General features: G+C 54.0%; 16 protein-coding genes. 11 read left to right on the top strand and 5 right to left on the bottom strand.

Annotated elements, in window-relative coordinates; genetic code table 11:
- Window positions 1-130: 130 nt before the first annotated feature.
- On the bottom strand, window positions 131-2,443 hold the full coding sequence (locus HMPREF9412_RS13770) for an AraC family transcriptional regulator (protein WP_139083960.1): 2,313 nt from the start codon (window positions 2,441-2,443) through the stop codon (window positions 131-133).
- Window positions 2,444-2,641: 198 nt separating this feature from the next.
- Between HMPREF9412_RS13770 and HMPREF9412_RS13765 the strand changes: the two genes are divergently transcribed.
- The 8 genes from HMPREF9412_RS13765 to HMPREF9412_RS13730 all read left to right on the top strand — a co-directional run bounded on the left by HMPREF9412_RS13765 (window position 2,642) and on the right by HMPREF9412_RS13730 (window position 11,840).
- Entirely contained in the window at window positions 2,642-4,180 is a 1,539-nt protein-coding gene (locus HMPREF9412_RS13765; protein WP_036672198.1) for an extracellular solute-binding protein, read from the top strand.
- 208 nt (window positions 4,181-4,388) lie between these two features.
- Window positions 4,389-5,927, top strand: a complete 1,539-nt coding sequence (locus HMPREF9412_RS13760; protein ID WP_036672196.1) for an extracellular solute-binding protein — start codon at window positions 4,389-4,391, stop codon at window positions 5,925-5,927.
- Between the two features lie 150 nt (window positions 5,928-6,077).
- Window positions 6,078-6,971 (top strand): ABC transporter permease, encoded by an 894-nt coding sequence (locus tag HMPREF9412_RS13755; RefSeq protein ID WP_397358998.1) that lies wholly within the window; start codon window positions 6,078-6,080, stop codon window positions 6,969-6,971.
- Window positions 6,972-6,992: 21 nt separating this feature from the next.
- Window positions 6,993-7,871, top strand: coding sequence for a carbohydrate ABC transporter permease (locus HMPREF9412_RS13750; protein WP_009592190.1), 879 nt, complete (start codon window positions 6,993-6,995; stop codon window positions 7,869-7,871).
- Window positions 7,872-7,917: 46 nt separating this feature from the next.
- On the top strand, window positions 7,918-9,327 hold the full coding sequence (locus HMPREF9412_RS13745) for a family 43 glycosylhydrolase (protein ID WP_441295370.1): 1,410 nt from the start codon (window positions 7,918-7,920) through the stop codon (window positions 9,325-9,327).
- A gap of 14 nt (window positions 9,328-9,341) precedes the next feature.
- Window positions 9,342-10,460 carry a hypothetical protein gene (locus HMPREF9412_RS13740; RefSeq protein WP_009592191.1) on the top strand — a complete coding sequence of 373 codons (1,119 nt, stop codon included), beginning with the start codon at window positions 9,342-9,344 and terminating at the stop codon, window positions 10,458-10,460.
- A 181-nt stretch (window positions 10,461-10,641) separates the two neighbouring features.
- The gene (locus HMPREF9412_RS13735) at window positions 10,642-10,974 is read left to right on the top strand and encodes a cupin domain-containing protein (protein ID WP_009592192.1); all 333 of its coding nucleotides are present in this window, start codon (window positions 10,642-10,644) and stop codon (window positions 10,972-10,974) included.
- Between the two features lie 56 nt (window positions 10,975-11,030).
- Window positions 11,031-11,840, top strand: coding sequence for an alpha/beta hydrolase (locus tag HMPREF9412_RS13730; RefSeq protein ID WP_009592204.1), 810 nt, complete (start codon window positions 11,031-11,033; stop codon window positions 11,838-11,840).
- An 88-nt stretch (window positions 11,841-11,928) separates the two neighbouring features.
- Here the strand turns inward: HMPREF9412_RS13730 and HMPREF9412_RS13725 are convergent, their stop codons facing one another.
- From HMPREF9412_RS13725 to HMPREF9412_RS13715, 3 genes are read right to left on the bottom strand one after another with little or no spacing between them, the layout of a single operon-like run.
- Complete coding sequence (locus tag HMPREF9412_RS13725) at window positions 11,929-13,032, bottom strand: ABC transporter permease (RefSeq protein ID WP_009592174.1); 1,104 nt, start codon at window positions 13,030-13,032, stop codon at window positions 11,929-11,931.
- Window positions 12,998-14,020, bottom strand: coding sequence for an ABC transporter ATP-binding protein (locus HMPREF9412_RS13720; protein WP_009592166.1), 1,023 nt, complete (start codon window positions 14,018-14,020; stop codon window positions 12,998-13,000). Before HMPREF9412_RS13720 ends, HMPREF9412_RS13725 begins: the two co-directional genes overlap by 35 nt.
- Window positions 14,021-14,025: 5 nt before the next feature.
- Window positions 14,026-15,189 (bottom strand): NEW3 domain-containing protein, encoded by a 1,164-nt coding sequence (locus tag HMPREF9412_RS13715; RefSeq protein WP_009592144.1) that lies wholly within the window; start codon window positions 15,187-15,189, stop codon window positions 14,026-14,028.
- A 234-nt stretch (window positions 15,190-15,423) separates the two neighbouring features.
- On the opposite strand from HMPREF9412_RS13715, the gene HMPREF9412_RS13710 reads away from it, so the two are divergent.
- From HMPREF9412_RS13710 to HMPREF9412_RS13700, 3 genes are all read left to right on the top strand, one after another.
- Window positions 15,424-16,023, top strand: coding sequence for an RNA polymerase sigma factor (locus HMPREF9412_RS13710; protein ID WP_009592177.1), 600 nt, complete (start codon window positions 15,424-15,426; stop codon window positions 16,021-16,023).
- On the top strand, window positions 16,004-16,900 hold the full coding sequence (locus HMPREF9412_RS13705) for an anti-sigma factor (RefSeq protein ID WP_036672189.1): 897 nt from the start codon (window positions 16,004-16,006) through the stop codon (window positions 16,898-16,900). The genes HMPREF9412_RS13710 and HMPREF9412_RS13705 overlap by 20 nt, the downstream gene beginning before the upstream one ends.
- Window positions 16,901-16,988: 88 nt before the next feature.
- Complete coding sequence (locus HMPREF9412_RS13700) at window positions 16,989-18,020, top strand: dienelactone hydrolase family protein (RefSeq protein WP_009592188.1); 1,032 nt, start codon at window positions 16,989-16,991, stop codon at window positions 18,018-18,020.
- A gap of 177 nt (window positions 18,021-18,197) precedes the next feature.
- Here the strand turns inward: HMPREF9412_RS13700 and HMPREF9412_RS13695 are convergent, their stop codons facing one another.
- Window positions 18,198-21,449, bottom strand: coding sequence for a carbohydrate-binding protein (locus HMPREF9412_RS13695; protein WP_009592198.1), 3,252 nt, complete (start codon window positions 21,447-21,449; stop codon window positions 18,198-18,200).
- Between the last annotated feature and the right edge of the window lie 7 nt (window positions 21,450-21,456).

Below are 21,456 nucleotides of genomic sequence, written 5' to 3'. Positions count from 1 at the left end.
TTTGGGATGGTTTCGTAAATGATCAACAATCAGCACAAAAAGTGACTATTCTAATTGTAGATGCTCATCCTCAAGAAAAGTACGGGACACAGGTGACCTTTTTTGGTAATCTGATGCCGTTTTACAAGGCTTATGATCCGGTTTTGTATTTGCTGCGATATTGCCCGGGCGTCATCCCCTCCAGCTTGCGGAAGGACCGGATAAAGTTCTGCGAATTGTTGTAACTCAGCTTCTCTGCAATATCCTTAATGGGCATATCGGTTTCGACAAGCCACTTCTTGGACATCTTGAAGCGGTATTGGGACAGGTATTCGCTGAAGGACATGTTGGTTTCTTTCTTGAACACGCTGCTTAGATAAAAATTGTTGTAATGGAGGCGCGAAGCACATTCCTCAAGCGTAATGTTGCGGTCGAATTCCTTGCGGATCATCTCGATCATCTGCTCGGAGAGATTCTGGTATTGAGAGTCCTGGCGATCCCGGAAAACACTCACCATCGGCCGGATGATCCGCGATTTGAACCAGCTCTCGATATCGGGATTGGTGTAGAGCCGAAGAAGCTCCTCCACGAGGGAGCTGTCCCGGATGTCGAGCTGCTCCAGCATGATCCCGTTCTCCTGCATCACAATCATCAGATCATTCAACAGTCGGATGAGCGAGATTTGATACTCATGCGGCGTCCGGTCCTTGCGAAACACCTCGTCCAGCCACTGCCTCAGAAGCTCCACGGCCCGTTCCTCGTCAGCCAGCTTGATGGCATCGATCAGCTCGTTCTCCACCTGCATCGGGTAGAAATAGACCCGGGTATGCTTGCCGGAGTTCAGGCTGAAATAAGGGACGATGACGCCGGTTCCCAGCTTGATGCGGTGTTTCAGGGCTTCAAGCCCTTCCTGGTAGGCGCGCGACGTTTTGGACAGGTTGTCGTAAGGCAGGCTGATGCCGATGCTGACCTCCAGGTCCAGGAAATTTCGCGTCGTCTTCTGGATTTCCTCCGATAGGGTATACACATAATCGTTGAATGCCTCAGGCGTAATGCCGCCTCGTCCGATGAGCGTAACCTGCGTAAGATCGATAATGACGGAGGGGAGCCGGTGGGAGGAGGGGATCATCTCCTCAATAATATTGTTGACGGCAAACAGCAGCAAATCCCGGTCTTTGCGTTCATAGCGGGTTTCGTCCAGCATGTCGATCTGGAGGGTGAAGACCGCCAGCTGTTCCCATGCGGATACTTGCTCCTTGAAGCCGAACATCTCGATCTGTTCCATCACTTCGGGCGGATTGATCTTGCCCAGGAACAGTTTATGGAGGAAAAAGGTGCGCACCTGCTGGCTCGTCTGCCGAAGCTCGCTGCGGAGCTTGGTATTCGAATTGAACATATCCCGGATATGTTCGTCGATCACTTGCAGCTCGCTCTTTTTGTTCGCTTGGATTTCCGGGAGACGCTCCACGATATTTTCGAAAATGTGACGGATGGGCGTATACATCTTCCGCGTTCCAAGCCATACAATCAGGACGCTGAAACCGATCATCAGCAGGCAGATATACAGCGTGAACCAGCCGATGGAACGGGACTCCTTCGTGATGGCGGACATTTCGGTGAAGGAGGCATACAGCCAGCCGTTAAAATCGGAACGGACGTACGTCACCGACACTTGCCTGTTGTCGATCTTCGTCTCGAACTGCCCCGATTTGCTGTCAAAATGGTCCAGCTCCGCCTCCGCATACCCGGTATCGGTCAGATATAGTCCCAGTTTCCTTTGCTCCGGATGCACAACGATCCGGTAATTGTGGTCCAGCACCATGACCTCCCGGGATTCGGAAGGGCTGTCCATCATGGCGGCAAGACTGCAGCTGGGAATGGTGGCAAGCGCGACGCCCCGGGCGCTGGAAGAGGAGAGCGGCATTTTCTTCACAAGGGCGATCGTATAAGGGCAGGCATAACTGAGCGTATCGCTGGAGCCGAGGGATTCGGTCTCCAGCATCATCCAATTGGAGTTTCCTTGCAGCTCGAGAAGCTTCAGGAGCGTCCCTTTGGAAGCGTATTCATTAAATTCGTACATGCCCCGGTTATTGATCAGCCAGTTGCTTGTCGCATTCGCAAGAATGACGTCCGTTACTTTGGTTTCGGGAGACTGCAGCAGACTCATCTCTTCTCTCAGTTTGTTATACAACTGGAAGTCATAATAGGACAGGGGACGATACAAGGCGCTTTGCAGCATGTTGGAATTGATGACGTAATTCAGTGTATAGTCTACGGTCCTCAGCACCTGTTCAAGATTGCTGTTCGTTTGATTCATGATCTGGATGTTGCTGCTGTTGACATGGTTTTGCACGGAGGTGGATGATTTCATGAACGAGAAGAAGCCGAGGGCCGCAAGAGGAATGATGCTGATGAAGCAGCCGAACAGGACCATTTTAGAATAAAAGCTACTTTTTGGATGCAATAGGTACACCTTCCTGTTTAACAAAGTGTATAATCATTGTATGGGCAACCCCCGTTACATTCAATAATCATTTCAAAATGAATAATCACTGGATTTGATCATCCTGGTTTGTCATGAAAAAAGATGTACATATGATATGATCGTCTCAGTCACTTGGGATCTGCAAGAAACATGGGGGAACGGAGGTAGAACGGATTGATGACCCGTCTGTCAAACTATGTTATGCTTACGCTCGCTATCCTATTGGTATCGGCTGCTTGCATCACCATGGCCCGCTCGTGGGGGGCGGATGGCGGAAATGCGTCTTTTGATCGCAGTACCCGCATTTCGATGATGGCCAACCTGCACACCACCGAGATTCCATCCGATCGGATCGAGAAAGAGATCGAGGAAAAAACGGGCGTTCAGCTGGACATCCAGTGGGTGCCGGACGGCAGTTATGATGAAAAAGTGTTTGCAGCGCTTGCGACAGGAACCTTGCCGCAAGTCCTGTATCTCAAGAATGCCGCATCCCTGTCCTACTTCAGGGATGAGATACGGAGCGGGCTGTTCTGGGAAATCGGCCCGTATCTTGACGGTTATCCGAATTTAAAGCGATTGAAGCCCGAGGTTTTAAGGAATACCGCTATTGACGGGAAGCTATACAGCCTGTATCAGGAGCGTGCCTTGGCCCGCTCGGGCATCATTTACCGGAAGGATTGGGCGGATCGGCTGGGGCTTCCGGCGCCGGAAACGCTTGACGATTTATACGAAATGCTGAAAGGGTTTACATATAACGATCCGGACAACAACGGCATCGATGATACCATCGGCTTGACGGACCGCAACGACTTGATTTACGGGGCTTTCAAGACGATCAGCTCGTATTACGGAACGCCGAATCATTGGGGATGGTACAACGATTCGTTGCAGCCGGAATTCGTCTTTCCGCAGTATATGGAAACGATGAGATTTTTCAAGAAGCTGCATAGCGAAGGACTGGTGAATGAAGATTTTCCGATTACCAGCAAGACGGACCAGCAGGAGCTGTTCATTACGGGGAAAGCCGGGGTCTATATCGGCGCGATGGGGGACGTCCTGTCTCTGCAGTCACGGCTGCTGGCGAATGACCCTGAGGCCGTACTCGATGTTCAGAATCGGGTACGCGGGCCGGAAGGGTTCGGGATATGGGCATCCCAGGGATACGGAACGGTCATCTTGTTTCCGAAGTCCGCGATCGCCACGGAAGAGGAATTGAAGAATGTGCTCTCCTTCTACGATGCGCTAATGAGTCCCGAGCTTGCGAACCTGATGTATTGGGGAATCGAGGGCACCCACTATACCGTACAGGATGGCAAAGCGGTGGCGGTGGATGCTTTTGAGCTGAGGGAGAAGGACGTAAAGCCTTACCAGGCTTTGATGGCCGGAAGCTTCAGCACCATACCGGGCATGCTGGAGCCGGTTAACACGAATAAGGTCAAGGATAAAGCCGAGCGGCTGATTTATGATAATGAAAGCTTCCTCATCTATGATCCTACCGCACCGCTGGAATCTCCGCTGTATAACGAGATCGGCGTCCGATTGAATGAACGCATGCGTGACGCCACCTATCAATTCATGCTGGGAATGATCGATGAGAAGGGGTTCCAGGCGGAGATCGACCGTTGGCTTGAAGAAGGGGGAAGCCAGATTATCGAGGAATATGATGCTTCGTATCGAAGCACGGTGGGACCGTATCTGCATGAGGAATACCGCTAGGGGATGGATTTCCCCGGCGGTTTTTTTGTTGTTACCTTGCCTGGTGATCCCATTGCCTATGTAATCATTAGATTTGATTCCCCCGGCTCCTTATGCCGGGCACGGCCGAACTCCCCATATCCAATCGAAGGATTATATACGCACCGAGCTTCCGTCATCTAAGCTGTTTCTTGTCAGTCCCTAACCCAATTATAACGGAGGTCAGATGATGAAGAAGAAAAAAGCCAGTACCATCCTGGCAATTGTAACCGCTTTATCCGTATTGGCGGGCTGTGGCGGCGGCTCCGCCCCTGCAGCAACCGGCAGCAGCACAAATGGAGGTCAGGCGCAAGGCGAGAAACCAAGCGAACCGGTTGCCATCTCGATCATGGCCAACCTCCACACCCCTGAAGTTCCTTCCGACATGATTGAGAAGCTGCTGGAAGAGAAAACGGGCACCAAGCTTGACATTCAGTGGGTGCCGGACGGCACTTACGACGAAAAGGTCAATGCATCCTTCGCAACCGGAACGCTGCCGCAGGTGACATATCTGAAGAATGCCGCTTCGCTAGTGAATATGCGGGACGCGATCCGCAACGGGCAATTCTGGGAAATCGGGCCGCTGCTGGATCAATACCCGAACCTCAGCAAGCTGAAACCCGATGTGTTAAAAAACACGGCGGTGGACGGCAAAATCTATGCGTTATACCGTGAAGTGCCTTTGTCGCGCCAAGGCATCATTTATCGCAAGGATTGGGCCGACAAGCTTGGGCTCAGCGCTCCGACCAATATTGACGAGTTCTATAATATGCTGAAGCAGTTCAAGGAAAAGGATCCTGACGGCAACGGCCAAGACGACACCATTCCGTTGACGGACCGGAACGATCTGATCTATGGGGCATTCAAAACGATAAGCTCATGGCTCGGGACACCGAATAACTGGGGCGAGAAGGACGGCAAGCTGGCTCCCGAGTTCATGTTCCCCGAATATATGGAGACGATGAAATTCTTCAAGAAACTTCATCAGGAAGGGTTGATCAATCAGGATTTCCCGGTTACCAGCAAAACCGATCAGCAAAATTTGTTTATTACCGGCAAATCGGGCGTTTATATCGGAGCGATGGGGGACGTATCCAGCCTGCATCCCAAGGTCGTCGAAGTGAATCCGGATGCGGAGCTCGATGTTCAGAATAAAATCGAGGGAGGACCGAACGGCTTTGGAATCTGGTCGGTTCCCGGCTACGGCTCGGTGATACTCTTTCCGAAAACAGCCATCAAATCGGAGGAAGAACTGAAAGGAGTGCTTGCCTTCATGGATCAGCTGATGAGCCCTGAGCTCGGCAACCTGATCTATTGGGGAGTGGAAGGACAGCACCACCAGCTGGAGGAAGGCAAGGTCGTTCCTTCGGAGGACACCAAGCTGACCGATCGTGAAGTGAAGCCTTATCAAGCGATGCAGGTGGGCGGGCCGTTAACGATCGAAGGATTCTATGAGCCGAAGCATATGCTTCCTGTTAAAGCGAAGGCCGAGGAAATGATCGTGGAGAACAATGATTATCTCATAGAGGATCCTTCGGCTTCCCTGGACTCCAAGACGTTTAACGAAAAGGGCGTGCAGCTGCAGGAGATGATCAAGGACGGCACGTATCGGTTCATGCTCGGCGATCTCGACGAAGCAGGATTCCAGGCCGTCGTGGACAACTGGCTTAAGAGCGGCGGTCAGCAAATCATCGATGAGTTCAACGTTTCCTACGAATCTTCCAAATAACGAACATGCCAGCATCCCGAACGGCCTGAGACTGCAATGCTGCAGTCTCAGGCAGGCTTCGGGGCAGAAAGGAAGTCTGAGATCATGAGCGAAACCGCAGTGAAGACCGGGATGCGCAAGGACGCCCCCACAATACCGGAGTCCGGTCGAATGAGAAGAATCGTTAAAAACCGGGCGATCTATCTCATGATACTTCCGGGATTTTTATACTTCCTGATCTTTAAATACATCCCGATGTCGGGACTGATCATAGCCTTCCAGGATTATCAGGCTTATCTCGGCGTAACGGGCAGCCCCTGGGTGGGGCTCAAGCATTTTGAGCGGCTGTTTACCGAGCCGATGTTCTTCACGATATTAGGCAACACGCTGCTGCTGTTTTTCTTGAACCTGGCATTTTATTTCCCCGTGCCGATCATTCTTGCCTTAATGCTCAACGAGGTCCGGCGCGAAGTCTTTAAACGCTTTATCCAGACGCTGGTGTACATTCCCCATTTCATGTCGTGGGTCATCATCGTATCCATTTCGTTTGTCATGCTCTCGATGGATCGCGGCATTATCAATGAGCTGCTGGTTATGGCCGGATTCGAAAAAATCAATTTCCTGATGAGCAGCGATTGGTTCAGGCCGATGTATGTCCTGCAGATCATCTGGCGTGAGGCCGGCTGGGGGACCATCATTTATTTGGCCGCCATGGCCGCGATCGATCCGGGTTTATACGAAGCGTCCCGAATTGACGGGGCCAGCCGCTTTCGGCAAATGTGGCATATCACGCTCCCTTCGATTCGAAGCGTGATCGTCGTTTTATTGATTTTGAAAATCGGCGACGTGCTGGAGCTTGGGTTCGAACATATCTATCTCCTCTTAAACTCGATGAATCGGGATGTTGCGGAGATTTTCGATACGTATGTGTACACCGCGGGTCTGAAGCAAGGACAGTTCAGCTTCAGCACGGCGGTCGGGTTCTTTAAATCGCTGATCGGTCTCATTCTGGTGATGCTGGCCAATTGGCTGGCCAAAAAGGCCGGAGAAGAAGGCATCTATTAATTATGAGAAAGGTGGACCGTTATGGTACAAGATAAAACGATATCGAGCCGAATCTTCGATATCGTGAACTACACGCTGCTGTCGATCATCGGCCTCGTTACCATTCTGCCTTTCCTTCACGTCATCGCCGGATCGTTCACGACGGTGACGGAGCTGGCGCAGAAGCAGTTCGTCCTGTTTCCGACCGTATGGTCCCTTGACGCTTACAAGTACGTGTTTTCGACCAATACGGTTTTTCGTTCGCTAGGCGTTTCAGTTGGAGTAACCTTCCTGGGCACTTTGTTCAGCATGCTGTTAACCTGCCTGATGGCCTACGGGCTGTCGCGCAGGGATCTGGATGGCCGAAATTTCATCATGTTCATGGTCTTGTTCACGATGCTCTTCAGCGGGGGGATGATACCGACGTTCCTCGTGGTGAAGGAGATGGGGCTCATCGATACGTATGCGGCCTTGATTGTCCCGACGGCGATCAATGCCTTCAACCTCATCATCATGCGAAACTTTTTTCAGAACCTGCCCGAGGGGCTGGAGGAATCCGCAAAAATCGACGGGGCCGGCGATTGGGGCATCCTGTTCCGAATCGTGATTCCGCTGTCGATGCCTGCCATTGCAACGATATCGCTCTTTTATGCGGTAACCTACTGGAATACGTATATGTCGGCGATTCTGTACCTGAATGACGCGGCCAAGTGGCCTGTGCAGGTCATCCTGCGGCAGATCGTCATTCTTGCCAGCGGCTTGACGGCCGATACGTCCGGCATGGACGAATTCGTCCGGCCGCCGGAGCAGACGGTGAAAATGGCGGTCATCGTCATTGCCACGCTGCCGATACTGTGCGTGTATCCGTTCCTGCAGAAGCATTTTGCGAAGGGCGCGCTGCTGGGATCCATCAAGGGATAGAGGGGGGCGAAGGAGCGTGTTGGAAAAGAAACGGCATGCACCGATCATGGCCGGCAATTATGCGGACCCGTCTGTCATCCGGGTCGGCGAGGATTATTACATGACGCATTCATCCTACAAGTTGACGCCCGGGCTCGTCATCTGGCATTCGCGTGATTTGCTGAATTGGAGCCGGGTCGGGGCCGCACTGCCCCATTACGAGGGGGATGTGTGGGCGCCGGATTTCGTCGCGCATAACGGGAGGTATTATATCTATTATCCGGCAGGGCGGACGAATTGGGTCGTTACGGCATCCAGTCCGGCGGGACCTTGGAGCAAGCCGATCAATCTGGGGATCAAGGGAATTGATCCGGGGCATACGGCAGGACCGGACGGAAAGCGTTATTTGCATATGTCGGGCGGTGATTTTGTAGAGCTTACGGCAGACGGGCTCGCGGTCGCCGGCGAAGTAAGGCATGTGTATAACGGCTGGCGGTATCCGGAGGATTGGGTCGTAGAGGCATACAGCCTGGAAGGGCCGAAGATGACCGTTCGCGACGGATATTATTATCTGACGGTAGCTGTCGGAGGGACGGCAGGACCGCCTACAAGCCATATGGCCGTATCGTCGAGATCCCGAACGCCATGGGGGCCGTGGGAGCATTCGCCTTACAACCCGGTCGTTCATACGGAATCCAGGGAGGAGCCCTGGTGGTCCAAGGGACATGCCTCGCTGATCGACAGTCCTGACGGCCAGTGGTGGATGGTCTACCATGCATATGCGGGCGGATTTCATTCGCTCGGTCGGCAGACGTTGCTCGAACCCATCGAATGGACCTCGGACGGGTGGTTTCATGCTGCGGAAGACCCTGAGAGGCTTGACCGGCATGATAGGCCGCATGACAAAGAAGAAATCAATGTGGTGAATCAAAGCGTTTCATTCAGGGATACCTTTGCCGGATCTGAACTGGGCCTTCATTGGCAGTGCGAAGGCGTGGAGCCTTCCACCCGGTTCCGTCCGGGGAATCATGAGTTGGCAGCCGAAGCAGCACCCGAGGAAGCCAAAGCTTCTCCGCTGCTCTACATGGCGGGCCATAAGCGTTACTCAGCAGAGGTCGAGATTATCGTGGAGGGTCCGGCGGAGGGCCGACTGCTGCTCTATTACAACGATGCGGCATATCTCGGCATGGGAGTCAACGAGCGCGGAGTCCGGCATTTCCGGTCATTCAAGGGATACGGCACGATGCCGAACCATACTCGCAGGGCATTTCTGCGGTTGGTTAACGATGCGCATATCGTTTCGTTCTATTACAGCTTCGAGGGGACGCAGTGGATCCGGTACGACAAGGTCGCGGATGTTTCAGGGTTCCATCATAACACGTTTGGCGGATTTCAGAGTCTCCGCGTCGGATTGGATGCCATCGGTAAAGGCAGGGTGATTTTTCGGAATTTTTCATATAACGTCATAAGCAGCTGAAAGAAGGGGTAGAAATGGCACAGCGGTTAGAGGATATTCTGGCAGGCGGCGACAGGCTGTTTGAAGGCTTCTTCGAATGGCTCGAGGGGCAATACGACGCGGCTTCCGGCGGTTTCTATTATGCCCGCAGTTCACGGGATTCCGAGGCGTTCGTTCCGGACATCGAGTCGACCGCGCAGGCATTGGGCATTATCGAGCGATGCGGGCTTCTGCAAAGACTGTCCGATGGCATCAAGGCGGGGCTCGTGCGGTTTTTTCAGTCCAAACAAGACCCCGCGACGGGTTACTTTTATGATGCCGATCCCAATATGAGAACAGACGATGTGATGGTGGGACGAGCGCTTGGGTACAGCGTGGGAGCACTCCGCAAGTTGGGTGCAGCCCCCTTGCACCCGCTGCCGGGCAATCGGCATATGGCTCCGGCATACTGCCGCTCTCCCGAGGAATACGCGGAGTGGCTGCGCTCGATCAGTCTGGTGAACAGCTGGCGCGGCTGCGATCGTCTGTGTAATTCAGCCCCTTATTTATCCCAAATGCCGCAGGATGAGAGGGAGCCGTTTTTGCGTGAGGCGCTGTCGTATTTTGCGAGTTTACAAGATCCGGCGACGGGGCTGTGGGGCGAAGGCACGCCTTATGTCCGAATATCGGGAACCTTCAAGCTGCTGACGTTCTATAATCGGTTTCAAGCTCCCTTGCCGCGGATATCGGAAATATACCATTCGTTGATGCGTGCGATGCAAAGCGAGAAGGCCGTTGATATGTGTTATATCCGGAACCCGATCAGTCTCCTGACATCGATGAAGCTGCGCATCCCGGAGGAGGATGTTCGGATCATCGCGGAAATCACCTTGCAGAATATGGCGCGTCTCAAACGCGCGGACGGCGGATTTTCACGGGAAATCGATCATTCCCCGCCGGCGCCGAATGTGGCCCAGGTGAAGCCCGGAGAGTATTATCCCGACATGCCGGAGGCGGTTCCGCTGGGCAAAGGAGAGATAGAGGGGGATATGAATGCGGGAACCCAGGCGATTCTGATCCGCTATTCGCTGCGGGAGCTGGGCGGGCTGCAGGAGCGAAAGCTGGGTACGACCGATTCCGCGTTCTCCAATCTTCGGGCAGCTGCAGATATATAGTTGCGGGTTTGAAGGCAAGGACCTTCTCATTAAGAAAGTTCCATCTTCGTGCGGACATTTCAATTTTTTTGGTGATGGCCATAGGAAAATCCATGCTCTTCGCCGAAGAAGTAGAAAGGTCGTTTACGGAAGAATCGATGGCGCGAAAATAAGCCGCTTGGCACAGGAGAGGAGAACGAGGATGGCGGAGATCGGGGTTTGGGAGCAAGCGGAGCCTGGAGTGACGAGGAAGGTATTTAAACCTGGTGCCGGTCTGATGATGATGGAGGTTCACTTTGAAGCAGGAGCGGAAGGGGCACTCCACAGTCATCCCCATGAGCAGATGAGTTATTGCCTGAAGGGAGCCATTGAATTCTATATCAACGGCGAGACAACCCTTGTACGCCAGGGAGACACCATCGTCATTCCCGGTGGAGCGGAGCATGGCGTGAAGGCACTTGAGCCATCCGCTCTTTTGGATACGTTTACACCGTTGAGACTGGATTTGCTTGGACCCGAAGAGAGCAGCAATTGAAAGAAATCGATTCAAAGGACAACGACATCATATGAAGTCGGAAAGGAATGGATAGAATGAAGCTTTGGGAACAGGATACACCAGGATATGCGTCGGTGGAAGAGTCGTTCACGCCCTATATGACACCTTATCTTCTACAAAAAGAAACACCACACGGAGCCGTGCTCGTTCTGCCGGGCGGCGGATATGGACGGCGGGCAGATCATGAGGGCGATCCGGTTGCCCTGTGGCTTAATTCGATCGGCTTATCGGCATTTGTCGTTCATTACCGGGTTGCCCCGTACCGGCATCCTTATCCACTGTATGATGCCCAGCGGGCAATTCGGCTCGTAAGGCATCATGCCAAGGAATGGAACATCGATCCGGAACGCATCGGAATTCTCGGATTCTCCGCCGGCGCACATCTCGCGGCCAGTGCAAGCACCTATTTCGATGAAGGAAATCCGGAGGCCGAAGATCGCGTTGAGCGGCAGGGCTGCCGTCCGAACGCATCCATTCTCTGTTACCCGGTCATTTCATTTAAGGAATACTTCCATGAGGGCTCCATGACCAATTTGTTGGGGGAGGACCCGGCGGAAGACTTAAGAAATGCGATGTCGCTCGAATGGGCGGTAAAACCGGACACCCCGCCTTCCTTTCTGTGGCATACCGCGGATGACGGCGCGGTCCCGGTCGAGAACAGCCTGATGTATGCCGGATCGCTGAGCAAGCAGCAAATCCCGTTCGAATTGCATGTTTTCCCGGAAGGCCGGCATGGCCTTGGCCTTGCGGAAGAAGATGCCAGTGTTTCGCAATGGACGCGCCTGTGCGAGGGTTGGCTGCAGAAGATTGGGTTCCTGTCGCAAGCCGTTGTGCAAGGAAGGTAGAACAAATCATATAACGTGAGAACGCTTGATAAAAAAACAAGCTCATCTGAAGAATCCTTCAGATGAGCTTGTTCGTATAGCCTGAAGATCAGGACCGGCCTCGAATCTCCTGGCGGAGGAACAGGACGTAGGAGATGGCAAAGCAGATCAGCGTGGCTGCGGCCAGCCCGATAATTTGCGGCCAGACGAGCAGCAGGCTTTGGCCGAACGGCAGCGGACTGGCAATGGCTCCATACACCTGCTCCTGCGTGAGCGGACCGAGATTGCGGATGGATGGCATCAGCAGGGTGGTCGTCGCTTCATTGAACAGGGTATACGGCGACAGCCGACTTAGCCACAGCATCAGATTCTGATAGCTCATGACATCTTGGACCGTCGCCGAGGCAGTACTGGGAGCCAGTCCCCGCGACAGCAGCTGCAGGATCATATCAAAGAAAAAGCTGAAGAACAGCCAGACGGCGATGCTCGACAGGGCGGAGGTGGCCGGCTGTCGGAACCTTACGGAGAACGTAATGGACAGATTCAGCCAGAAGCCGACGTAACAGATCGTCACGACCAGAAAACTGATGATCCGTAAAAATTCCTCAAAGGTAGGCGGAATCCCGATAATCAGGGTGCCCAGTGCCATGGTCAACAGCCCGAGCGTGATAAACATGATGCTGATGACGATCAGGGAAGCCGCGAATTTCGCATTGAGCAGATCGTCGCGATGAATCGGCTGGGCCATGATTCGGCTGAGCGTGCCTTTGTTCCGTTCACTGTTGATGGCATCAAAACCCATGCCGATTCCGAGCAACGGACCCAGGAAACCGACAAATCCGATGAAGGTCGGAAGGGTGCCGTCCGAGATGGTGAACAGCTTCAGAATGACAAAATCATGGACGCCGTTCTCCGATTCGAGGGCTTCCCGGATGCTGTTCATAGCGGTATACAGCGAGGCTACGCAGGTTAAGGCAATGATGCCTAGCAGCAGGATGAAGCGCCAGCTGCGGATATGATCCGCTATTTCTTTGCGGACAAGCACGCCGAATGCCGAGGGCATGGAGGGTTGGGCTGATTTTTCTACTGCCGTTGCTCCGGGGACCCGGGTGGGCTTGGCAGATCCCTTTTTCCTGCTTTCGAATAAGGCTTGCAGCCGGCGGCCCATGCCGGTCAGCTTAGCCGGTATGCTTGGCGTCGTTCGTTCTGCCATGCTCCTCACCTCCTGCAAAATAACGGTGGTAGATTTCGTCCAGGCCGTGCTGCTGGCGATTTAGCGAGAACAGCCGAACGCCTGCATTTACGACCGTTCGGGCAATCTCCGGACTGCAATCCCTATCGGCCCGAATCAGAACCTTAATTGGCAGGTCTCTGGTCAGCGTGTCGTTTGATTCAGCCGGACCGCTCACGGCAGGCGGAACTTCGATTTGGTGAACCCCTGGGATGCTGCCGATGGCATCCCGCAGTTCGGGCACAAGCTCATCCACCTCCGCCGTGATCATAATGGGATCATCCGCAAACAGAGTTCGGGACAGACTCCCGACATCGCCTTCGGCGAGGAGTCGTCCCCGTACGAACAAGCCGACGCGGTCGCAAATCTGCTGAACCTGGTGCAGCTGATGGGACGATAACAGCACGGTCAATCCTTGCTCGCGGCTGAGCTTCCGTATCAACCGCAGCAGCTCTTCCATACCTGTCGGATCGATGCCCAGGGTCGGTTCGTCAAGAATGATGATTTCGGGGGATTTCATTAAGACGTCGGCAAGTCCGAGCCGCTGCCGCATCCCGCGGGAATAAGCCCCCGTCTTCTTGTGGGCAACATGCGTGAGCCCTACCTGCTCCAGCAGCTCCAATGCCCTTTCGCGGGCCTGGTTATCCGGAATTCGATTCAACCGCGCGGTTAGCATCAGGTTTTCCATGCCGGTACGGTCCTCGTAAAAGCCGACGTCATCCGGAAGGTACCCAACCCGCCGTTTCACCGGAATCGGCTCTCTTGTCGGATTGATGCCAAGCACGCTTATCGATCCCGAATCCGGTTCGCTCAGCCCCAGCAGCATCAGGATCGTGGTGGATTTGCCCGCACCGTTCGGACCGAGCAGGCCGAAGATCTCGCCCCGCCTAATTTGAAGGGATAAACGGTCCACCGCTCTCGTGTCGTGGTAACTCTTCGTCAGTTCCTGAATGTCAATGACCGTATCCATCAGGGTCATCTCCTTCCGTATTTGCGAATGAGGACATAGATGCCTCCCAGAATGGCTAATATGACAAGCACGCCGATCCAGCCCCATAGCATGGAACCTTTGACGGCTACGCGGAATTGGGCGTCGGAGCTTGCTTCGGCCGCAGCGGCTTTCAGGCTTGTGACATAATCGCCGGCGATGGCTTTGTCGCTTGAAGTGAGCTTGGCTTCTACCGTTGTGGATTTGCCTGCAGGCAGATTCTCGATCGTTTTCGGATTAAAGCTGACCTCCCAGTCCACCGGCGTATCGGCGCTGAGATTAATGTCCGAGAGTGGTGCGGTGCCCGTATTCTTCACCAGAAGCTCAATGGTTTTGCTTCCGCCAGCATTGACATTCGTGCTGAGCAAGCCGCTTGGCGTTGTAAGCTCCAGCCCGTAAGACCCTGTAATGACGGCTTCCAGCGCAAGCTCGGAGGACGTCGATGAATTGGAGGCGCGGATCGGAATGGAGAAGGAGCCTTCCGTCACCTCCGCAGGCGGCTTGACATCGACGGTAATGGATTGGCTTGCGCCTGCTTCGATTTCGACGGAGGATACCTGCTTGCCGCCTGACGTGAATGTAACGTCCCAACCCGCCTGGGCATCGGCGTTCAGGGCATAGTTTTGCTTATTGGCCGTTCGGTTTTGCAGATTCACCGTGTAGGTGAACGTGGAATCGGCGTGCCCTTCCAGATTGGCCTGATCGGTTGTGAGCTCGGTTTGATAGGTTCCTTTTTCCGTGATATCCACGGTTAACTGCAGACTGGCCATCGAGCCCGCGGTTAATTGAAACCGGTAGGAGCCTTTATCTACCTTAAGGGGAACGGTTACCTCCAGGGTCACCGATTCGGATTCGCCGGGCTTCACCGATACCTCCCTCAGCTGCCAGCCTCCACCGTTTAGCTTGGTGCTCCAGCCGCTCGGGAGGCTGTTGATTTGCAGCGGAACCGTAATGACGCTATTCGTATTGTTTTTGACCTCTAGCGGGTAATTGATGACTTCTCCAGGCGGAACGGAAATCGACGTATATGGCGTGTATAACGTGATTTCTCCGGCCGCCAACGCGGTGTTACTTCCGCCGTACAAGCAAGCACCCAGGATGAACAAGAGCATCAGGCTCAGCTGCTTGGCTCGTTGTTTACATGATTTCATGACACTACCCCTCCTAAATTTTTTTGTCACAAAGAGTACGTTGGAACGACCGGGATTGGATTTATCGGAAAGATTAAAATTACCTAAAAAATTCATTAAAGGAACCTGAAAAGCGTCCCGGTTTATTCAAAAGCCAAGGACGGTTTGCTAAAATATTGAATCGAAAATGGCCGTATGCAGGCGAGCCATCCTTCATTTTTGGAGAGGAGATCAGGTTAGGGGGGAGTGGTAGGGATGAACGATCATTCCGCGTTATGGTTGGAGGAGATTGCCGAGGGCTCCGCCGGAGCATTCAGACGCTTCTATGATGCCTATGCCCGTCTGGTGTACCGGTTGGCTTTACAGATGACGAAGGACCCGGCCGAGGCGGAGGATGTATGCCAGGATATCTTCATGGAGGTGCTGCATAAGGCGGATCAGTACGATCCCGCCCGCGGAAGCGTCGAGGCTTGGCTGGCGGTGAGAACAAGGTGCAGGGCGATGGATCGCCTGCGCAAGCGGCAGCGCATCGCTGCGGCCGAATGGAACGGGGAGGCGCTGCCGGAGACGGTATGGAGCGAAGAGCAGGAGTCGGTTGAGCTGGCCGCCTTGCGACGGGTGGAGCTGGAGCAGATAAAGGAGGCGCTGCAAGGCATTCCGCCCCTTCAGCGGATGGCGGTTTACGGAAGCTACGTCGAGCAGCGGTCCCACCGGGAAATGGCGGAATTGTTAAACCGGCCGGTCGGCACCGTCAAATCCTTAATCCGGTACGGGATCCTCAATGTCAGGCGGCGGCTCGATGCGATGAACGGGAAGGAAGGGGGAAGCGCGCAGCATGAAACATTCAAAGCATAACCTTGAGCACCTTGGTCAAGATGACATCGGCTGCACGGCCTATCCCGAGGAGAAGCTTGTTGATTACGTCATGAAGCGTTTGCCGTACGCGGTGAGCAGGAATCTGGAGCTCCATCTCAAGGAATGCGAGGCGTGCTCCGGCACGACAGCGGAATGGGCCGAACTTATGGGAGCAGAAGATCTTGCAGTGCCATTCCATGAATCCGATGTCTTCGGGCAGGAGCTGTTTCGAAGCCGCGATATGGACGGCCAACAGCTCGGATCGACTCAGCCGGCAGGTACGGAGCCGGCCATACGGGGGGCCGTGCAGGATCAAGCTCCGAATGATGGACCCATGCCTCCCGATCGGCTGCGCCGCAGGCTCATGCGAGCGGCTTATATCCGGTCCTTCCGAAGCAAGGTCCGAATCAGGAAGCATGCTGCCTTCCAGGCGATATCCGGAGCGCTGCTCATCCTGTTGATAGCCGGTTTATTCACCTTGAAAGGGAACGACGTCCAGACCCAGGCGGCCTTCGAACATACCGTGAGCCAGCGGATTGCCGATATGCAGAGCGATGATACCGAGCGGTACGTCATACAGCCCGTAGAGCCGTTTTACGGCAGCGGCTCGGTATGGCTCAAACGCGGCTCGGGAGAAATGCTGATCGTTGTGAACGGTCTGCATTCCTTGCAGGAAACAGACTATCAGGTATGGCTGCAGGATGAGGAGCGGCTGTCGAGCGCCGGCTTTATGCTGGTTCAGGGTCCGCAGGGAAAGAGTTATTATTACGGGGTCGGCGCGGAGAACGCGAAACGGATCGTGGTCAGCATGGAACCCAAAGGGGGGAGCCGGAGTCCGACCGGGCCCGAAGCCGTCCTGGTGAATATGGGGCCTTGATGCCCTGTGGTTGAGGTACAAGGAAATGAGATGATCCAAGGAACACCTGGTCTACAATAGTGACTTTATCGAGGGGGTGAGTTTTCGGATGTGGCGTGCAGATGCTTTTCTGGAATCCATGTATAACGAGGCTGAGAAAAATACGAAAGACAGTCAGGCTGCCATGAGCGCCGAAGAGCGCAATCGGTATTTGAAGCAAACGCTTCGGCGATTGATCGGCGAGTTCGAGGCCAACGAAAATCACAAGCCCGTCCTGCTCGAACGGGAATCATGCGACGGTTATATTCGCGAAAGGGTAGAATTATCAGCCGTACCGGGCGTATCCTTTGCGGCTTATATCCTAATCCCGGAAGATCAGCGGAAGCCGATGCCCGCAGCCGTCGCCGTTCATGGCCATGGCTATGGAAGCCGGGAGATTGTAGGGCTGAAGCAGGACGGATCCAGCGATCCGGATCCGCCAGGTATACATCGGCATTTCGCGGTTCAGTTGGTGCGGCGAGGCATGGTGGTGATCGCTCCGGATGTGGCCGGTTTTGGAGATCGCCGCCTAGCCGCCGATCTTGCACGGAACCCGGAAGCCGCGAACTCCTGCCACCGGCTGTCCACCCAGCTGCTGATGCATGGCAAGACGCTCGCCGGTCTCCGCGCAGCCGAAACGCTAAGGGCACTGGACTATCTGGCCGAGCGTCCCGAAGTCCAGCCTGGCGGAATCGGCATCATGGGTTTTTCGGGAGGCGGCCTGATCTCGTTCCTGTGCGCGGCGCTGGATGAACGGATCCGGGCTGCGGTGCTTGCCGGTTATCCCAACACCTTCAAGGACAGCATTATGGCGATGCAGCACTGTATATGCAATTACATTCCGGGTATCCTGAACCATGCCGAGCTGCCGGAATGGATAGGGCTGATCGCTCCCAGACCCTTGTATCTGGAGTCGGGAGCCGATGATCGGATATTTCCGGCTGCGGGTTTTAACTCGGCGGTTGAACAGCTCAGGGAAACCTATCGGCGTGCCGGCGCGGAGGATAGACTTCAAGCCGACCTGTTTCCTGGAGCGCACGAAATTAGCGGCCGTCATTCGTACGATTGGTTGTCCGAACGGTTAAGCAGCCCGGAGAATTGAAGATTTTCCTTGCTGGCCGCTGATCAGCACCAGAAATAGAGTTCGATCTTGCATTGATTGAGGTCTGAACTTGGAAGAGTGGCGCACACACAGGAGATAAAAGCCGAAAAAGATGACTCCCGAGTGACCGGGAGTCATCTTTTTTACATGTCATCAGGGGGCTAAGGCGCTTCCGGTTTACTCCAGGTCATCCTGCCAATCATGGATCAGGAAGTTGGCATCCGTATTCAATATCGCCTTGGCTTGCTCGTTGACGTTGCGGCCCATAGCCTCTTTATTCAGGTGCTTGGTGAAATTCTGCATATGTTTCACGGCCTGATCGCGTCTTCCCTTATCCAGATGATGCTGGACCTGGTTAAGGGCATTGCTCAGCTGGGGAACGAGTGGACCGCGTACATCGCCTGAATCCGTGAATCGCTCGACTAATTGTTTCATGGAATTCACGCTGGTGATGACCCGGAACCGGAGGTTTTTCTGAAGCTTGTTTCCTGATCGGTCCTCGGTCGTAATCGTGGCGGTTTTATCGCCCAAGTTGCCGGCCAAATCAATGTCGATTGGATCCATGGTCACCGGATCGATGGTGTATGCCTTTCCGTCGATGGTGATCTCGGCAAAACGGATGGAAGAGTCCAGAATTTTGAAGCTGAGGGGCGTGTAATCCTCCATGGAATCGCCGTCTTTCAAGCTCTTGCCGTTCACAGATAGAGAGAAGGCCGGAGAGTCGGTTACCTCAAGGGTGATCCCTTGCGAAACATTGCCGGACAGATCCTTGGACCGGATGAAAAGCGAATAATCCTTGCCAGCTTCGATTCCTTGTATCACCGCTGTTTGAATTCCGCGATTGACCTCGAGGACGTCTCCGACCTGCTGCCCATCGCTCCGCAGCGTAATTTGCACTTTTTGAGCATCGATATCGTAAGGACCGTCCCAATACAGCGTCACACTGCCTTCTCCGCGCTTCACCTGCACGTTCTCTACCTCGCCCGGAGCAACATCGTCCTCTTCGGGTATCGTAGGAGGGGCAGGCTCCGTGAATACAGCTGGGTCGCCAAAGGTGAATTTATCGAAGTTGTATAACCAGTCTCCGCCTTTAAAAGACATGAATACGATGTGTTTTCCCGTTACGGGAGTCGTTACGTCCGTCGAGAAAACCTTGAAATTTTGCCAGCCTCCGGTTCCCGAGACGGTTCCGGCAGCAATAACCGGACCGTTAAGGCTGTCCAGTCGGACCTCGATTGTCCCGCCGTTAGTGTCGCTGGCCGCATTGACATGGAATTGGGTTGGGCTTTCGCTGCCGAAATCGATGTAATTGTACATGGCATAAGGATTATTCGGTCCAAACATGCCGGCCAGGTAGGTTTCTCCGCCTCCGGTTTCATTGCCGAAGCCTACTCCGTTCGTATAGTTTTCGGCCTCCAGCTTGCCGTAAGCATCCCTGGCTTTTCCTTTCATGGTTGTAAAGGTGAACCACTCCAGATTAAGGGGATAGTCGCTGCCGTTCGCTCCCTTGAAAACCAGGTATACATCGTGGACCCCCACGGCCAGGGTGTCATCGATATTCGCCATAATATCGACCCAACGATCCCAGCTTCCGAGCGCCGGAACGGGGATGACGCCTGCGGTAGGCCCATCCAGACTGTCCAACCTGACTTCGATCGTTCCGCCCTGATTGCCGCTCGCCACATGGACGGTCACGCCTGCCGCGCCCGATCCAAAGTCGATTCCATCATAAGCCGCATAAGCATTGTGATGGATACCGTCTAAGTACCCAAGCTCGGCATGTTTGCTGAGACCTTCGCTGCTGTCGTAATTTCCAGCTTTAAGCTTGGCATAGGCATCGGTTTCGGTCGGATCGGTCGTCGTGAATTTAATCCAGTTCAAATTGAACAAATAATCGTCATTCGTTTTGCTGAAGACAAGATACACATCATGGACGCCGGTAATGGAGCTCGGCGATCCCTGGTCGTCCTTAAGGAGGGTAACGGCATCGATATAGTTATTCCAGCCGCCCGTTCCCTCTACGTTCAAGGTCCCAACCTTGGGGCCGTCCTTGGAGTCGAGCCGGATCTCGATATGGCCTCCGCCCGTTCCGCTGGACGCCCTGGCAATAAAGCCGATCGCCCCTTCAGATCCGAAATCCACATTTTTGTATGCGGCATAAGAGCCGTGCTGAATTCCTCCCAGTTGGAGCGTGCCTTCAAACGCACCCTCCAGCACGAAACCGGAACCGATATTATAGCGTTCCGCTTCGATTTTATCGAATGGGTTCTTAACGCCATAATGAAAATCTGCTTCCATCGGCTTGATGACGTTCAGAGCTTGAACGGCAGCAGCCGAGGACCAGGACTCATAGGTTCCGGACAGCAGCTGTCCCGTCCAGTTTCCATCCACGATCTGTTCCGGATTGCGGTGGCTCCAGGCCATTTCGACATTGAATGCAAGCCATTCGTCGAATTCAGCGCTGAACTCCGGGTGCTGCCCGGTCTCATCGAGTGCTTTTTGCAGGTGGGCCAAATTGCGCATCAGGATCGTTTTGCCACCCTTCAGATCCCCGTTGGGACCTTCATAGTTCAACACGCCGTTTGCATCCACCAGACGGCTCTTGGTAAACTCTGCGGCTTTGACCGCATCGTCGAGGTAAACCGGATTTCCGGTCGCTTTATACAATCCGACGGCCGCTCCGATGTATGTACCCTGGTTGTAGTGAGTGGCGTCCGGAACCGCACCGCGTTCGAGCTCGATCCGGTCGAATACTTTTCCGTTTCCGTCCGTCAGCATCGTTTTGCCCCATCTGAATATTTGGGTTGCCGCGTTTAGATAATGCTCATCCTTCGTAATATCGTAAAGATACAATGCTGCTTGAGCCGCCGGGAAATTGATGCATGCGTTCTTGGTGTTGTGGTCGCTGTTCAGCCACCAAATGCCGCCGCTTGCGAACTCTTCGTCCCACTGCGTATCGTACACGAAATCGAAATGAAACCTCGCTGCTTCCAAGTATCTTGGGTTCCCGGTGATTTGGTAGGCTCTGGCGCTGCCCATCGCCCACCACAAGATATCGTCATTGAACGGATTATTCGTCCAGTCTTCGCCGTACTTGGCTACGGTGCCGTCATAAACATCGTCGATCTGCGTTTTGAGTTCAGCCTTCAAAGCAGGGTCGGAGGTATGCTGGTACGCATCCATGACCAATTCCCACAGCTCTGCCTCCACCCAGAAGTCCTGGTGCTTGTCGCGTTTGGTGTCCTTCCAGAACATCTTGGCGTTAGGGTCCCAGAATGTTTCGTTATAAGCTTTCATCGCCGTATCCCCATCCGATGCGGTATAGGCATAGGCTTTGGATGATCCGATCCCCGGCATGGAGCCAAGCAAGAATGCGAGAACCAGAGGCACCGACAATAACCTGAACCATTTGCCTGATCTTCGTGACATAAATATT

Source organism: Paenibacillus sp. HGF5 (assembly GCF_000204455.1).
GTDB classification, from domain to species: Bacteria; Bacillota; Bacilli; order Paenibacillales; family Paenibacillaceae; genus Paenibacillus_AQ; species Paenibacillus_AQ lautus_A.
The sequence above is the reverse complement of the archived record's forward strand: the minus strand, read 5'-3'. Positions and strand labels throughout refer to the sequence as shown.

Coding starts and splice junctions, on each gene's coding strand:
- HMPREF9412_RS13765 (WP_036672198.1), top strand. CDS start 2,642: ATGACCCGTCTGTCAAACTATGTTATGCTTACGCTCGCTATCCTATTG.
- HMPREF9412_RS13760 (WP_036672196.1), top strand. CDS start 4,389: ATGAAGAAGAAAAAAGCCAGTACCATCCTGGCAATTGTAACCGCTTTA.
- HMPREF9412_RS13755 (WP_397358998.1), top strand. CDS start 6,078: ATGAGAAGAATCGTTAAAAACCGGGCGATCTATCTCATGATACTTCCG.
- HMPREF9412_RS13750 (WP_009592190.1), top strand. CDS start 6,993: ATGGTACAAGATAAAACGATATCGAGCCGAATCTTCGATATCGTGAAC.
- HMPREF9412_RS13745 (WP_441295370.1), top strand. CDS start 7,918: ATGGCCGGCAATTATGCGGACCCGTCTGTCATCCGGGTCGGCGAGGAT.
- HMPREF9412_RS13740 (WP_009592191.1), top strand. CDS start 9,342: ATGGCACAGCGGTTAGAGGATATTCTGGCAGGCGGCGACAGGCTGTTT.
- HMPREF9412_RS13735 (WP_009592192.1), top strand. CDS start 10,642: ATGGCGGAGATCGGGGTTTGGGAGCAAGCGGAGCCTGGAGTGACGAGG.
- HMPREF9412_RS13730 (WP_009592204.1), top strand. CDS start 11,031: ATGAAGCTTTGGGAACAGGATACACCAGGATATGCGTCGGTGGAAGAG.
- HMPREF9412_RS13725 (WP_009592174.1), bottom strand. CDS start 13,032: ATGGCAGAACGAACGACGCCAAGCATACCGGCTAAGCTGACCGGCATG.
- HMPREF9412_RS13720 (WP_009592166.1), bottom strand. CDS start 14,020: ATGGATACGGTCATTGACATTCAGGAACTGACGAAGAGTTACCACGAC.
- HMPREF9412_RS13715 (WP_009592144.1), bottom strand. CDS start 15,189: ATGAAATCATGTAAACAACGAGCCAAGCAGCTGAGCCTGATGCTCTTG.
- HMPREF9412_RS13710 (WP_009592177.1), top strand. CDS start 15,424: ATGAACGATCATTCCGCGTTATGGTTGGAGGAGATTGCCGAGGGCTCC.
- HMPREF9412_RS13705 (WP_036672189.1), top strand. CDS start 16,004: ATGAAACATTCAAAGCATAACCTTGAGCACCTTGGTCAAGATGACATC.
- HMPREF9412_RS13700 (WP_009592188.1), top strand. CDS start 16,989: ATGTGGCGTGCAGATGCTTTTCTGGAATCCATGTATAACGAGGCTGAG.
- HMPREF9412_RS13695 (WP_009592198.1), bottom strand. CDS start 21,449: ATGTCACGAAGATCAGGCAAATGGTTCAGGTTATTGTCGGTGCCTCTG.